The organism is Methyloversatilis universalis FAM5 (genome assembly GCF_000214035.2).
Classification (GTDB): Bacteria; Pseudomonadota; Gammaproteobacteria; order Burkholderiales; family Rhodocyclaceae; genus Methyloversatilis; species Methyloversatilis universalis.
Genome location: NZ_AFHG01000058.1, coordinates 82703 through 97108, shown reverse-complemented (window position 1 = coordinate 97108; position 14406 = coordinate 82703). Strand labels below are relative to the sequence as shown.

Genomic DNA, 14406 nt, shown 5'->3' with positions numbered 1-14406 from the left:
CCGGGCGTCAGCCGCGAAGGCGTGCTGCCAGCGACAGCAGGCCGAGACCGGCCAGCATCATCGCGTAGCTGCCGGGTTCCGGCACGCTCAGCGCAAGCGCGTGCGAAGCCTGCACGTCCAGCGTCGGCGCCATCAGATAGACCAGGCCGTGATTGAAATTGCCGGCCGCATCGCTGGCCAGCGCGATCGACGTGCTGCCCGCACCCAGCACCTGGAAGGACAGCGTGGCCAGCGTCAGCGCGCCCTGCCCTTCATCGGCCACGCCCGGGAAGGCGGAGCCGGACAACAGGACGCCGGTGAATGCCGAATCGTCATTCCAGACCGGCGCCAGCGACACACCGAGCAGCTTCAGCAGACTGCCGTCGAAGGACAGGTCCATGCCGAACGCCAGCAGTTCGTCGCCGGCGCGTTCGCCGTCGAAGGGCTGCTGCAGCAGCACGTCCAGCGAGAAGGTCTGGCCGACCGAGGCGGCCGCGGTGCCGGACAGCGATACGGTGGCGGCATGGGCCGACAGGGTGCCGGCAGCGATCAGTGCGGCGACGAGGGTTTTCATCATCATGGGGATTCTCCTTGCGGGGCGGAGCACTCAGACCCCGCCCACAGTCATCACTGTTTGGTGAAAAGTGCGTACCAGAGCCTGTAGTCGGCCTGGCTGATGCAGCGGTCGGCGTCGAAATCGGCCAGCGGCTGGTAGCGCGCATCGCCCTCGCAGCTGCCGAGTGCGGCGCGCTGCGCGTCGCGGTCGGCCACATCGATGCGGCCGTCGCCGTTGATGTCGCCGCGCCGGCGCACGGTGAAGGGCAGCCGCGGAGCGGCTTCTTCGTAACCGTCGTTCAGCAGGAAGGCGACGTAGTACTCGCCGGCGGCCAGACCACTGAAGGCCGCCGTGCCGGCGGCACCGCCCGCGTAGCGCCACTGCACCGACGGGCTGCTGCTGCCCGGGGTCTGGGTCGAGCGATAGACGCCGATCCAGTCGGTCGCGTTGCCCGGCATGCCGGACCAGTTCACCGTCAGCGCGTCGCCGGTGCGGATCAGATTGCCGGCCAGGCCGAACACGCGCGGATCCGGTTGCGGCTCGCTGCCGGCGCCGACCGTGAAGTCCACCCGGTTCGACACTTCGGTGTAGGAGTCGTTGATGTACAGCGCGAGGAAGTACTCGCCGTCCGGCAGCGCGTCCGCTGGCGACAGGCTGCCGCCGGCGCGGCCATCGACGTAGTAGTAGGCCACCAGCAGGTCGATGCCCGGCGTGGCGCCCTTGCGGAACACGCCGATGTAGTCCTTGGCGGTGCCCGGACCGTCCGAGAAGCGGATGTCCAGACGCTCGCCGCTGGCCAGTGCGCTCTTCACCAGGCTCACGCTCGCGATTTCGCTGCCCACCGCGAACGGCACGCGGTCGGAAATTTCGAAGTAGGCGTCGTTGATGAAGAAGGCGGCGTAGTAGTAGCCCTTGTTCAGCGCGCCCAGCGTGACCGTGCCCGATTCGGTCGGGGTGTAGGCCCACACGGTGGAACCGATGCCGCCCGGCGTCTGGCCGACGCGATACACGCCGATCCAGTCTTTGGCACCGGCCGGCGCACCGCTCCAGCTGAAGGTCGGGCGCTCGCCGGCATTGAACTGCGTCTTGCTGATCGTCAGTTCCGGCATGTCGCCGACGTAGAAGGGCATGCGCGGCGCGATCTCGACATAGCTGTCGTCGGTCATGAAGGCGACGTAGTACTCGACGCCGGCCGCCAGACCGGAGAAGGCGAGCTGGCCGCTGATGCCCGACACATAGCTCCACTTCACCGACGGTGAAGCCGAACCCGGGGTCTGGCCCTTGCGATAGACCGCCACCCAGTCCTTCGCCTTGCCGCGGCCGTTCATGTACTCGATCACCACCGGTTCGCCCGGTGCCCACACCTTCTTCGCCAGACGCAGGGCCGGATCGCCGTCCGCACTGCCTTCGACCTTGAAGCTGCGCGCGTCCGACCACGGCGACCACTCGGCATTCGCGTCGCGGTGACGGGCACGGATGTAGTAACTGCCGTTGTTCAGGCCGTACGGCTGCACGGTATAGGTTTCGATGTCGACGCCGGCGTGGATGTCCACCGGTTCGTAGTCCGGCGCGCCGGTGTCGCCATAGACGTTCTCGACGTCGCGGATCAGGTCGACCACGGTGCCGGTGAAGGCGGCATCACGCGAAATCTGGAACTGGGTGCTGTTCAGCGCCATGCCGGACGGCGACCGGAAGGGCGACAGCGTGAAGCCGTGCGGCAGCGTGACCACTGCGCCGTCGGCGCTGCCGGTCAGTTCGGGTTTGTCCGGGCCGGCCGCATCGAGACGGCGCTCGAACTCATCGACCAGCCGGCTGCTGTAGGCGAAGCCCAGCTTCGGATGGCCTTCGGCGTACGACGACACCTTCATCGTGCGCGCATCGAGATCGAAATCGATCAGCTGCCAGGTCCAGTTGGCGATGGTTTTCTGCACGTCATCCATGTCGCGCTCGGTCGACTGGCCCCAGAACTGGTCCCAGGCGGTGCCGCCGCTGATGATGTGATAGACCGGCCAGTCGCGGGTCTGGCCGCGTGCGTACAGGTGGTGGTGGGCGCCGATGTTCAGCGCGTGCTTGCGGGTACCGGCCAGGATGGGCATCGCGGTGTCGCGGAACCACTGCGAAATGTCGCCGACGTACTGCTCCGCCTGGTAGGGGCGATGCACCACGCTGATTACCCAGTCCACGTCCGGATCGACGTTCGCGGCGGCCACCACCTTGCGCAGCCATTCAGCCTGCGCGGCGAAGTTCGACTCCGAATTCAGATAGACCAGCAGCACGCGGCCGACCTGATGCGCGTAGTAGCTTTCATCCGCGGCGGCGGCGAGGCCCTTGTAGCTGATGCCGTCGTAGAAGTTGTGCGCGCGCCAGTTGGCCAGGCCCGGGTCGTAATAGGTTTCGTGATTGCCCAGCGCGGTCATGATGGCCAGATTGCCGGACACCACCGCCGACGGCTTCATGTGCACGAATTCGTAGTGATCCAGCGTGCCGACATCGACCTGGTCGCCGTTGTTCAGCATCAGGTGCACCGCCTCTTCCAGCGGCTGGCCGGTCAGCGCCTGGATCTTCGCCTTCGCCGCCTGCAGCAGCGGCGTATGGCGGTCGTCGTTGCGCAACTGGTGATCGCCGGTCACCAGAATGCGGAAGTGGCCGCTCTTGCGCGCGGCGGTGGGCTGGGTGCGGAAGCGGAACACCGGCGACAGCTGACTGCCGGTGCGCACGCGATAGCTGTACAGCGTTTCCGGCTGCAGGCCGGTCAGCTGCACGCCGTGCAGCCGGTAGCTGGCGGCCAGCGTCTGGGTAGCCCCGGACGCGGTGCGGTCCAGCGGACCGCCATCGACGCCGTACTCGACCACGGATTCGTCGCCTTCGGCGGTTTTCCAGGTCACCCAGATCGAGTTCGCGGTGGGGGTCTGCAGATAGGGCGTGATGTCGGCAGCGACCGCAGCCTGCGCGGCGCAGGCATACGCGAGCGTCGCGAGCAGCGTGCGCAGCCGGCGGGGAAGAAGATGAAGAGTCATGATGAAGCAGTCCGGAAAGAGGCAAACCGGATTACATCGACATTGCGTTACAGCCGTATCCGGCGCGACACGGCGTGCATAGGCCTTTCGGATCACGTCTTTCGGATCACGCCTTCCGGATCACGGCCGTGGGCGCCGGTGCGCGGAAGTGCCGGCCGGGCCCGGCTTCTGCGCTATCGTCTGCGCCTCCGTTGACCGCTGCTCTACCGCTCCATGACGAACGACACGCTGATCGTGTTCGCCCTGCTGGGCCTCTGCGTCACCTGCTTCATGCTCAACCGTCCGCGCATGGACGTGGCCGCCCTGCTCGGGCTGATCGGCCTGGTGCTGTGCGGCGTGCTGGATCTGCGCGAAGCGCTGTCCGGTTTTTCCGATCCCAACGTGCTGCTGATCGCGGCTTTCTTCGTGCTGGGCGAAGGCCTCACGCGGACCGGCGTGGCCTTCCGCGTTGGCGACTGGCTGGTGGCACGCACCGGTCACAGCGAAGTGCGGCTGCTGGTGCTGCTCATGCTGTGCGTCGCCGGACTGGGGTCGGTCATGAGTTCGACCGGCGTCGTGTCGCTGTTCATTCCGGTCGCGCTCAGCGTGGCAGCGCGGATCGACGTCGCGCCCGGGCGGCTGCTGATGCCGCTGGCCTTCGCCGGCCTGATGAGCGGCATGCTCACGCTGGTGGGCACGCCGCCCAACATGGTGCTGAGCAGCGCGCTGGAACACGGCGGCCAGGCCGGCTTCGGCTTCTTCGACTTCACGCCGGTCGGACTGGCGGTGCTGGCAACCGGCATCGCCTACATGCTGGCGGTGCGGCGCTGGCTCGGCGCGTCCGGCGCCCCGCAAGCGCGGCGCCGTGACCGCCGGCTGCAGGATCTGGCCGACAGCTACGGACTGCGCGGCCGTACCCGCAGGCTGCGAGTCGGTGCGGCGTCACCGATGGCCGGCCACACGCTGTCGACGCTGCAGCCCCGGGTGCGCCACGGCGCCAACGTGCTGCTGATCGAACGGACCAGCCCGCTCGGCCAACGCAGCTTCACGCAGTCCACCCATCGCGCGCTGCAGCCGGGCGACGTGCTGCTGGTGGACCTGCCGCCGGACGAGCCTGCCGCCGATGCCTTCATTGCGGACATGAAGCTCGAACCGCTGCCGATGGACAAGGCCTGCATCGCGGCCATTACCCGGGAGTACGGGCTGGCCGAACTGCTGCTGCCGCCGGGCTCGGGCATGATCGGAAAAAGCGCGCTGGAACTGCGGCTGCGTGCCCAGCGCGGCCTCAACCTGATCGGGCTGCGCCGGCGCGGCCGCCAGCTGGCGGCCGATCCGCTGAAGACGCCACTGCGCATGGGCGACACGCTGCTGGTCGCGGCCAGCTGGAAGTCCATCCGCGAACTGCACCGGCAGGCGCACGATCTGCTGGTGCTGACACTGCCGGCCGAAATCGGCGAAGCGGCCCCGGCGGCCCGGCGTGCGCCGCAGGCCGTGTTCAGCGTGGTACTCACGATCGCGCTCATGGTGAGCGGCGTCGTGCCGAACGTCATCGCCGCACTGATCGGCTGTCTGCTGCTCGGCGCCTTCCGCTGCATCGACGTCGACGGCGCCTATCGCTCGCTGCACTGGCAGAGCCTGGTGCTGATCGCCTGCATGCTGCCGTTCGCCATCGCGCTGCAGAAAACCGGCGGCATCGACCTCATCGTCGGCCTGCTTCGGTCGACGGCGGGCGAGGCCTCGCCGCACGTCCTGCTGGCGCTGCTGTTCGTGCTGACCTCGCTGGTCGGCCTGTTCATGTCCAACACGGCGACCGCCGTCCTGATGGCGCCGATCGCGGTGGCACTGGCCGGACAGCTCGGCCTGTCGCCCTACCCGTTCGCGATGGCAGTGGCGATTTCGGCCTCGGCCGCCTTCATGACGCCGGTGTCGTCGCCGGTCAATACGCTGGTGTTCGGGCCCGGCGGCTACCGCTTCTCGGATTTCGTGCGCATCGGCGTACCGCTGACGGTACTGGTGCTCGCGCTGTGCATGCTGCTGTTGCCCTGGCTGTTTCCGTTCGACGCCGCGCTGCCCGGGCGCTGAGCCGGCTCAGGGCGTGGCGCGGATCGCGGTCGCGATGTCGGCCGCCAGCGCATCGACCAGGCGGCCGTGCGCGGCCACCAGTGCGTCGTAGCGGGCCGCCGCCACCGGCTCGCTGCGGCTGAAGCGGCCGCTGGCGATTTCGCGGCCGTCGCGCCGCACCGACCACGCGGCATCCAGCGCGACCGACGAGAAGCCGTCGGCGTCGAAGCGCAGCACATCCACCGGCACCGTGATATCCGGGCGCGCAATGCTGTTCTGCGGTGCGGCCACCACGCGCGCCAGACCGCTTTCGCGCGCGAGCGAAACCGCCAGACGCCTCGCCACTTCGGCCTTCAGCGCACCGGCCCAGCGGTGACCGTCCGCCGGCTCGCTGCGCGTGCCGTCGACGCGACGCACGATCTGCAGACGGTCCACCGCCTCCGGCAGCGACACCGGGCCGATCACCACCGTGGGCGAGGCGGCGCCGGCGCCGGCCGGCAGCGCGTCCGCAGCCAGCGTGTACTGGCGCGGCGCGGGCGAACTGCCGCAGCCGGCAAGCATCAGTGCGGCGCACAGGGCAAGAAGCGGTGCGAACGGAGTGCGGATCACGGCTTCTCCTCGGGTTTGCCGCGCAGCAGCGCCTCCGGATGGCGCTCCAGCGTGTCGGCCAGATGACGCAGCGCCTGCGCGGCGCGCGACAGTTCCTGCAGGCTGTCGCGCAGGTCCTGCTGCAGCGGGGCGTCGCTGGCCAGCAGACGGCGGCCGTCGGCGACCGCGGCGCGCGCTTCCGCCATGGCCAGGCGGGTTTCGTCCACGGTGGCGCGCACCTCGTTCGACGCCAGCCCGTCCAGCCGCGCCATCAGCGCTTCGGTGCGCTCGACCGCGCTGGCCAGGCCGGCGATGGCACGTCGCGTTTCGGCGGCGATGTCGTCCAGCGGCAGGCGGTCGAGCTTGCCGGCAATGCGCGCCAGCGTGGCCTGCAGCTCGTCCAGGCTGCCGCGCTGCGTCGGCAGCTGCGGCGGCCTGGACGCCCAGTTGGCGCGCGCCTTGCCGGCCCCGGGGAAGAAATCGAGCGCGACATAGAGCTGGCCGGTCACCAGGCTGCCATTGCGCAGCTGGGCCCGGAGGCCACGCGCGACCAGCCTGTCCATCAGCGCGTGGAAGGCCTCGCCGCTCAGTTCGCGCTCGGCGGCGTCACGCGAACGCATGCGCTCAGGGAACACCGCGATATCGACCTTGAGACCGACGTCCGCCGCATCGACATCGACATCCGGCGCGATCGCGATCACCTCACCGATCTGTATGCCGCGGAAATCCACCGGCGCGCCGACCGACAGGCCGCGCACGGTTTCGGTGAAGCGGAGACGCCAGACCTGGGCGCTGGCGCTCGGCTGCTTGAGCGCTTCGGCGCGGGTCGAGAACACGCGGAAGTCGGCGTCCGCCGGCGCCGGTTCGGTATCGCCGCCTTCCGGCGTTTCGAAGGCGAGCCCGCCGGCCAGAATGGAACTGACCGATTCGGTATTCAGCTGCAGGCCGTCGGCGCCCAGCCTGAGGTCGATGCCGCTGGCGTTCCAGAAGCGGGTATCCACCGTCACGTAACGGTCGTAAGGCGACTTGATGAACACCTGGATGTCGAGATGACGCCCCTGTTCGTCGAGCTTGAAAGCGGTCACCTGGCCGGCCTGAATGCGCCGGAAATAGACCGGGGTGCCGACATCCACCGAGCCGAGGTTGTCGGCGTGCAGCGCGAAGCTGCGGCCGGGCACGTCGAGCGCGATCACCGGCGCATCCTCCAGCGCCACGAAATCGCGGCGGGAGGCGTCGGTCTTGCCGGCATCCATGCCCACGTAGGCGCCGGACAGCAGCGTGTCGAGCCCGGACACCGCGCTGCCGGACACGCGCGGCCTGACCACCCAGAAGCGGGTGTCCTCGACCAGCAGCCGCTCCGCCTCGCGCGCCATCTGCGCCTCGGCCTGCACATGCGCGCCGTCGTCCGACAGCTTGACCCGGGTGATCACGCCGACGTCGATGTCCTTGTACTTGATGCGGGTCTTGCCCGGCTCCAGCCCGGCGCCGGTACGGAACTGCAGCGTGATGACCGGCCCCTGTTCCATCCAGGTGCGCGCGGCCAGGAAGAGCCCGATCAGCGCGGCGACGATGGGAATGATCCACACCAGCGGAATGCGGAAGCGGCGCGGCGGCTCGACGACCGCGGCGGGCAGCGCGGAGGGCGCGGGATCGGACGTCGGTTCAGTCATGGCGGGCAAGGTCGTCCGGGCCGGCGAGCGGGTCCCAGATCAGGCGGGGGTCGAAGGTCATGGCGGCGAACATGGTGAGCACCACCACCGCACCGAAGGCGATGGCGGCCGGGCCGGCCTCTATGGTGGCGATGCCGCGGAAATTGACCAGCGCCACCAGCAGCGTGATGACGTAGATGTCCAGCATGGACCATCGACCGACGAACTCGACCAGCCGGTAAAGCCGCGTGCGCTGCATCAGCCGGCGGCGCGAGCGGCGCTGCACCGAGGCGGTGAGCCAGGCCAGCGCGAGGATCTTCAGCAGCGGCACCACGATGCTGGCGAAGAACACCACCGCCGCCAACGGCCAGGAACCGCTCCGCCACAGGAACACCACGCCGCTCATGATGGTGTCGCGCTGGGTGCCCAGCAGCGACGAGGTGGTCATCATCGGCAGCAGGTTGGCCGGCACGAACAGGATGGCCGACGCGACGATGAGCGCCCAGGTGGTCGAGACGCTGGCGGGCTTGCGCAGATGCAGCGGCGCCCGGCAGCGCGGACAGCGCAGCGCGCGGTGCGCGACGTGGCGGGCGAGCTGGCCGCACACGTGGCAGCTCGCCAGCCCGGCTTCGCGCGCGGTGAGCCGTCCGCCGGCCGGCATCACGCCGCTCATGCGCCGGCGCCCGCCGGCGGCGCCTGCCAGAGCAGCCGGCTGTCGAAGGCGCGGCCGGCCAGCGTCACGGTCAGGATGAGCGCGGCCATCGCCCAGAAGGCCGGGCCGAGCAGCACCGTGGCCATGTGCGACAGCTTCACCAGCGACACCAGCATGCCGAGCAGGAACACCTCGACCATGCCCCAGGGCTGCACCGAGCGCACCAGCCGGAAGAAGGGCGCCATGCGCGGCGACACCCGGCCCAGGCGCAGAGGAATGAGCACCACCAGAATCATCGCCAGTTCGAGCAGCGGAAACAGCAGCGCAGTGCCGAACACCAGCGCGGCCACCGGCGTCATGCCTTCGGACCACAGCGCCTGCACCGCGCCGATCAGCGTCACCTCGACCCGTCGCCCCTGCATGTCGAGGCCGACCAGCGGCCACGCGTTGGCGATCACGTAGAGGATGGCGGCGGTCAGCGTGAGCGCCAGCGTGCGGTCCAGGCTGTCCGGCGGATTGCGCGCGAGAAGGGCGCCACAGCGCACGCAGCGCGCGGTCTGGCCGGGCGCGAGCGCGGGCTCGGTCTGCAGCAGATCGCATTCGTGGCAGGCGAGGGTCTGGGCGGGCAGCGTGAGGGACATGGGAGGCGCCGGAATATCCAGGGGGGATTGTGCGGCGGACCCGCCGCCGCGCGCAATCCACGGGCTGTCAGCGCGCGCCGACAGCGTCGCGTGCGGCCAGCTTGGCGTGGATGTAATCGGCGTGCGGAATGTAGAGCAGCTCGGCCACCTTCTTCATCACGTGCGCCTCATGCGCATGCAGGTGACCGTCGGCATAGGCGACCTGCCACATCAGTTCGATCACGCGCAGCTTGCGGTCGGCGTCGAAGGCGCGGTTGAGCTGGCCGGTGAAGCGCTGATAGTCATAGGCCTCGGCGGCGGTCGTGGTGGCCAGTTCGATCAGCCGCTCGACCTCGTCGCCGGCCAGCGCGAACTTGTCGCGCAGCGCCTGCATCGCGGCGGCGCGCTCGGCGTCGCCGATCTCCGGATCGGCGCGCATCACCTCGACCAGCAGCACCGCGGTGGCCAGCTGCAGCTGGTGTTCGGTGGCGGCCGGATCGGCCGCCGGCGCGGCGAAACTGTCGAACAGCTCTTTCAGGGTGCGGAACATCGGGTACTCACTCCATTCGGATTTTCATGCTCAGGTGCAGATCGCAGGCGACCGTCGGCGTTCCCGAACCGGCCCGCGGCCGCTTACAGCCCGACGCGGCTGACGGTCTGGCCGCCGGCCACCGGACGGTCGGACGGCAGCTGCGCGAATTCGCCCGCAAGGTGGTCGACCAGCCCGCGCACCGCCGGCAGCAGGCCGCGCCTCGACGGGAACACGACGTGGGCGATGCCGCAGCGCGGCGCCCAGTGCGGCAGCACGTCGATCAGCCGCCCGCTGGCGAGGTCGTCGCGCACCATCATCGTGGGCAGCTGGGCGACACCGATGCCGTGCAGCGCAGCACTGCGCAGCGTGGCCAGGTCGTCGGTCACCAGCCGCGGCGCGTGGCGCACCTGGGCGCTGGCGCCGTCCGGGCCTTCCAGTGCCCACAGGTGCTCGCGCTGCGCCGGCCCCCAGGCCACGCTGGCCACCGACGCCAGATCGGCCGGCACGCGCACCTCGCCCAGCGGCGCGATCAGATCCGGATGCGCGACCAGTCGCTGCAGGCTGTCGCCCAGCACCTTCATCACGAGGTCGGTATCTTCCAGCGGCGGAAAGCGCACACGGATGGCGAGGTCGAAGCCTTCGCGGATCACGTCCACGCGCCGGTTGGTGCTTTCCACATGGATCTGCACGCGCGGGCAGGCCGCCATGTAGCGGCTCAGCATGTCGGCCACCTGGTATTCGAGCAGCGCGGTCGGGCAGGCCAGCCGCACGATGCCCTGCGGCTCGGCGCGCGTGCGCTCGACCGCTTCCTGCGCCGCCTCGGCCTCGACCAGCATGGCCACGCAGTGGCCGTAATAGGCCTGGCCGATCTCGGTCACCGCGAAGCGGCGGGTCGAGCGCTGGATCAGCCGCACGCCCAGCTTCTCTTCCAGCAGCGCGATGCGCCGGCTGAGCTTGGACTTGTGCATGTCCAGCGCGCGGGCGGCCGGCGCGAAGCCGCCGTGCTCGACCACGCGGGCAAAGAAGTACAGATCGTTCAGGTCCTGCATGGCCTCTCCTATCGTTCCACCAATAGAACGCTGAATAGCGATTTTGCAGTCTGGCGGGCTGATTGTCGCGTATCTAGTATTCACCTCAACGCAGCACGGTTCAGACGGAACGGTGCGAACGAACAGGAGAAACGCCATGAAGAAGATTGCAGGTCTGTACAGCGCTCCCCGCCAGCACTGGGTCGGCGACGGCTTTCCGGTGCGCTCGCTGTTTTCCTACGACTCGATGGGCCGCCACGTGAGCCCCTTCCTGCTGCTGGACTATGCCGGCCCGGCGACCTTCGAGCCGTCGGACACGCCGCGCGGCGTCGGCCGCCACCCGCACCGCGGCTTCGAAACGGTCACCATCGTCTATGACGGAGAAGTCGCCCACCAGGACTCGACCGGCGCCGGCGGCGTCATCGGCCCGGGCGACGTGCAGTGGATGACCGCCGGTGCCGGCATCATCCACGAGGAATTCCACTCGCCGGACTTCACCCGCCGCGGCGGCCCGCTGGAAATGGTGCAGCTGTGGGTGAATCTGCCGGCACGCGACAAGCGCGCCGCACCGGGCTACCAGCATCTGGCGAAGACCGACATTCCGGTGGTCGAGCTGCCGGATGGCGCCGGACATCTGCGTGTCATTGCCGGCGAATACGCTGGACGCAAGGGACCGGCCCGCACCTTCACGCCGGTCGATGTGTGGGACCTGAAGCTGAAGGCCGGCGCCGACCTCGAACTGACGGTGCCGGAGGGCCACACGCTGGCGCTGGTGGTGCTGCACGGTCTGATCCGCGCCAATGGCAGCCAGCCGGTGCGCGAAGCGCAGATGGCGCTCTACCACCGCGAGGGCGGCGGCTTCTCGATCGCGGCGGACAGCGACGCCACCGTGCTGCTGCTGGCCGGCGAACCGATAGACGAACCGATCGCCGGCTACGGCCCCTTCGTGATGAACACGAAGGAGGAAATCCGCGAGGCGATCGACGATTTCAACAGCGGGCGTTTCGAAGCCGCGACGACCTGATCCGTTTCACCCCCTGCGCGCACCGGGGCGCGCAGGGATTCCTCCGCCGGATGCCACGAAGCCTGAAGACACCCAACCGGCACCCCACTTCAACTGCAAGGAGAATTGCCATGACCACGAAGACCTACAAGAAGCTGAACAAGGACGATGCCGTGATGCTGCTGGTGGACCACCAGGCGGGCCTGCTGTCGCTGGTGCGTGACATCGATCCGGACAAGTTCCGCAACAACGTGCTGGCCACCGCCGATCTGGCGAAGTACTTCAAGCTGCCCACCATCCTGACCACCAGCTTCGAACAGGGTCCGAACGGCCCGCTGATGCCGGAACTGAAAGAGATGTTCCCGGACGCGCCCTACGTCGCCCGCCCCGGCCAGATCAATGCCTGGGACAACGAGGACTTCGTGAAGGCGATCAAGGCCACCGGCCGCAGGCAGCTCCTCATCGCCGGCGTGGTGACCGAGGTGTGCGTCGCCTTCCCGGCCCTGTCGGCGATCGAGGAAGGCTTCGACGTGTTCGTCGTGACCGACGCCTCCGGCACCTTCAACGACATCGCCCGCCATTCCGCCTGGGACCGCATGTCGCAGGCCGGCGCCCAGCTGATCAACTGGTTCGGCGTGGCGTGCGAACTGCACCGCGACTGGCGCAACGACGTCGAAGGCCTGGCGACGCTGCTGTCCAACCACATTCCGGACTACCGCAACCTGATCACCACCTACAACGCGCTCAAGGGCTGAGCGCCCTCCGCGCACCGCCGTCGCGGTGCGCGGCATGTGAGCGCGGAACCGGCCGGTGCTGTCACACCGGTCGGTGCTTCAGCGTCTACAGAACGCCGCCCCTCACCGAGAGCACGATGACGAACGTCGCCCACACCTTTGATCAGCATCGCCAGCGCCTGACGGGCATCGCCTACCGCATGCTCGGTTCGCGCGCCGACGCCGACGACGTGCTGCAGGACGCCTGGCTGCGCTGGCACGAATCGGCGCCGGACGACCTGCGCTCGGCCGAGGCCTGGCTGGTCACCACAGTGACCCGGCTCAGTCTGGACCGCCTGCGCGCCCGCAAGGCGGAAACGCGGCACTACGTCGGCCCCTGGCTGCCGGAACCGCTGGACGCGGCCGACCCGATCACGCCGGAATCGCGGCTGGAACTGGCCGACAACCTGTCCATCGCCTTCATCGCGGTACTCGAACGTCTCACGCCGGACGAACGCGCGGCCTTCCTGCTGCGCGAGGTGTTCGATTACGACTACCCGGAAGTGGCGAAGATGCTGGAGCGCAACGAAGCGGCCTGCCGGCAGCTGGTGCATCGCGCGAAGGCGCGCGTCGGCGAGGACAGGCCGCGCTTCACGGTCGACCGCGCCGCTCATCTGCGGGTACTGCGTGCCTTCATGGCGGCGGCGCAGTCGGGCCGGCGCGACGACATAGAAAGCCTGCTGGCCGAGGACGCGATTGCGGTGTCGGACGGCGGCGGCAAGACCTGGGCCACGATCAAGCCACTGCAGGGCGCCGCCCGCATCGCCTGGCTGTACTACGCGGTGGCGCGCAACCCGGACATCCGTCTGGAATGGCGCGAGGGGATAGTCAATGGCGAGCCGGCCATCCTGCGCTTTCGAGAGGGCGCGCTGCACTCGACACTGTCCATCGTGACCGACGGCGAGCGCGTGGTCGCGCTGTATGGGGTGCTGAACCCGGACAAGCTCGCCGACTTCAATGCCGACCCGGCTGTCACAGGCGCGGCATCCGATGCGTCTTGCTGATGAGCGCGCCGATTCCGGTGCGCCCTGATAACGGAGACGACTCATGCACGGCCTGCGCCTGCCCTATTTCCGCCTCGCCGCGGACGCCTACAAGACGCTGTATTCGCTGTCCGACCTGCTCGGTCACGGCAAGCTGGACAAGACGCTGCTGGAACTGGTGTACCTGCGCGTATCGCAGATGAATGGCTGCGCCTTCTGCCTGGACATGCACGCCACTGCGCTGCGCGGCCTCGGCGAAGACAGCCAGCGCCTGGACACGGTGGCCGGCTGGCGCGAATGCGGTTTCTTCAGCGACGCCGAACGCGCCGCGCTGGACTGGGCGGAAACGCTCACCCGCATCGGCGACGGTGCGCCGAGCGACGCACAGTTCGACACGCTGAAGCGCCATTTCGAGGACGCGCAGATTGCCGAACTCAGCTTCGCCATCGCCACCATCAACGCCTGGAACCGCATTGCCATCTCGATGGGCCAGCCGGTCGAACGGAGGGCAGCATGAAAGCCCGCGCATGGCTGGCCGCATCGCTGCTGGCGCTGGCCGCGCCGGTGTTCGCCGCCGGGCACGATCACGGCAGCGGCGTGGCACAGCTGCTGAGCCAGAGGCTGCAGCCCGGCCTCGACGAGGGCGTCATGCTGGTCGTGACGCTGGCCCCGGGCGAAATCAGCGCGCCTCACCGTCATGACGCGCATGTATTCGTCTACATGCTCGAAGGCGAAGTGCTGATGCAGGTGCAGGGCGGCCCGGAACGGCGGCTCAAGCCGGGCGACGTGTTCGAGGAAAAACCGGGCGACGTCCACACCCAGGCGCGCAATCTCAGCCAGAGCGCACCGGCGCGCTTCGCGGTATTCATGGTGAAGAAGGCCGGCCAGCCCGCCGTGCTGCCGGTGAAGTGAGGCGCGGCGCGCGCCCGCGCCTGACCGGTGCCGGCGCGCTCTGCTATCGTCCGGCCATTCACTCCGACCGGACG

14 protein-coding genes are annotated in these 14406 nt (G+C 69.0%); 6 read left to right on the top strand and 8 right to left on the bottom strand.

Annotation, left to right across the window (positions count from 1 at the left end; all coding sequences use genetic code 11):
* Positions 1–7: 7 nt before the first annotated feature.
* Positions 8–559, bottom strand: a complete 552-nt coding sequence (locus METUNV1_RS17450; protein WP_008064071.1) for a cohesin domain-containing protein — start codon at positions 557–559, stop codon at positions 8–10.
* 47 nt (positions 560–606) lie between these two features.
* Positions 607–3552, bottom strand: a complete 2946-nt coding sequence (locus tag METUNV1_RS17445) for a fibronectin type III domain-containing protein (protein ID WP_008064070.1) — start codon at positions 3550–3552, stop codon at positions 607–609.
* Between the two features lie 213 nt (positions 3553–3765).
* On the opposite strand from METUNV1_RS17445, the gene METUNV1_RS17440 reads away from it, so the two are divergent.
* Positions 3766–5613, top strand: coding sequence for an SLC13 family permease (locus METUNV1_RS17440; protein WP_008064069.1), 1848 nt, complete (start codon positions 3766–3768; stop codon positions 5611–5613).
* A gap of 6 nt (positions 5614–5619) precedes the next feature.
* Here METUNV1_RS17440 and METUNV1_RS17435 read toward each other — a convergent pair whose 3' ends face one another.
* From METUNV1_RS17435 to METUNV1_RS17410, 6 genes are all read right to left on the bottom strand, one after another.
* Positions 5620–6201, bottom strand: a complete 582-nt coding sequence (locus METUNV1_RS17435) for a PqiC family protein (protein ID WP_139026403.1) — start codon at positions 6199–6201, stop codon at positions 5620–5622.
* Positions 6198–7850 (bottom strand): PqiB family protein, encoded by a 1653-nt coding sequence (locus METUNV1_RS17430; RefSeq protein ID WP_043360244.1) that lies wholly within the window; start codon positions 7848–7850, stop codon positions 6198–6200. The genes METUNV1_RS17435 and METUNV1_RS17430 overlap by 4 nt, the downstream gene beginning before the upstream one ends.
* On the bottom strand, positions 7843–8502 hold the full coding sequence (locus tag METUNV1_RS17425) for a paraquat-inducible protein A (RefSeq protein ID WP_008064066.1): 660 nt from the start codon (positions 8500–8502) through the stop codon (positions 7843–7845). Before METUNV1_RS17425 ends, METUNV1_RS17430 begins: the two co-directional genes overlap by 8 nt.
* Complete coding sequence (locus METUNV1_RS17420; RefSeq protein ID WP_008064065.1) at positions 8499–9122, bottom strand: paraquat-inducible protein A; 624 nt, start codon at positions 9120–9122, stop codon at positions 8499–8501. Before METUNV1_RS17420 ends, METUNV1_RS17425 begins: the two co-directional genes overlap by 4 nt.
* Before the next feature lie 67 nt (positions 9123–9189).
* On the bottom strand, positions 9190–9651 hold the full coding sequence (locus METUNV1_RS17415) for a tellurite resistance TerB family protein (RefSeq protein WP_008064064.1): 462 nt from the start codon (positions 9649–9651) through the stop codon (positions 9190–9192).
* 83 nt (positions 9652–9734) lie between these two features.
* Positions 9735–10682, bottom strand: a complete 948-nt coding sequence (locus METUNV1_RS17410; protein WP_008064063.1) for a LysR family transcriptional regulator — start codon at positions 10680–10682, stop codon at positions 9735–9737.
* A 136-nt stretch (positions 10683–10818) separates the two neighbouring features.
* Here METUNV1_RS17410 and METUNV1_RS17405 point away from each other — a divergent pair, with 136 nt between their 5' ends.
* The 5 genes from METUNV1_RS17405 to METUNV1_RS17385 all read left to right on the top strand — a co-directional run bounded on the left by METUNV1_RS17405 (position 10819) and on the right by METUNV1_RS17385 (position 14332).
* Positions 10819–11685: a pirin family protein gene (locus METUNV1_RS17405; RefSeq protein WP_008064062.1), complete on the top strand. Its 867-nt coding sequence runs from the start codon at positions 10819–10821 to the stop codon at positions 11683–11685.
* Positions 11686–11795: 110 nt separating this feature from the next.
* Positions 11796–12419 carry an isochorismate family cysteine hydrolase YcaC gene (gene ycaC, locus METUNV1_RS17400; RefSeq protein WP_008064061.1) on the top strand — a complete coding sequence of 208 codons (624 nt, stop codon included), beginning with the start codon at positions 11796–11798 and terminating at the stop codon, positions 12417–12419.
* A 116-nt stretch (positions 12420–12535) separates the two neighbouring features.
* Entirely contained in the window at positions 12536–13441 is a 906-nt protein-coding gene (gene sigJ, locus METUNV1_RS17395) for an RNA polymerase sigma factor SigJ (RefSeq protein WP_008064060.1), read from the top strand.
* A gap of 43 nt (positions 13442–13484) precedes the next feature.
* Positions 13485–13937 (top strand): carboxymuconolactone decarboxylase family protein, encoded by a 453-nt coding sequence (locus METUNV1_RS17390; protein WP_008064059.1) that lies wholly within the window; start codon positions 13485–13487, stop codon positions 13935–13937.
* On the top strand, positions 13934–14332 hold the full coding sequence (locus tag METUNV1_RS17385) for a cupin domain-containing protein (RefSeq protein WP_008064057.1): 399 nt from the start codon (positions 13934–13936) through the stop codon (positions 14330–14332). The genes METUNV1_RS17390 and METUNV1_RS17385 overlap by 4 nt, the downstream gene beginning before the upstream one ends.
* Positions 14333–14406: the final 74 nt, after the last annotated feature.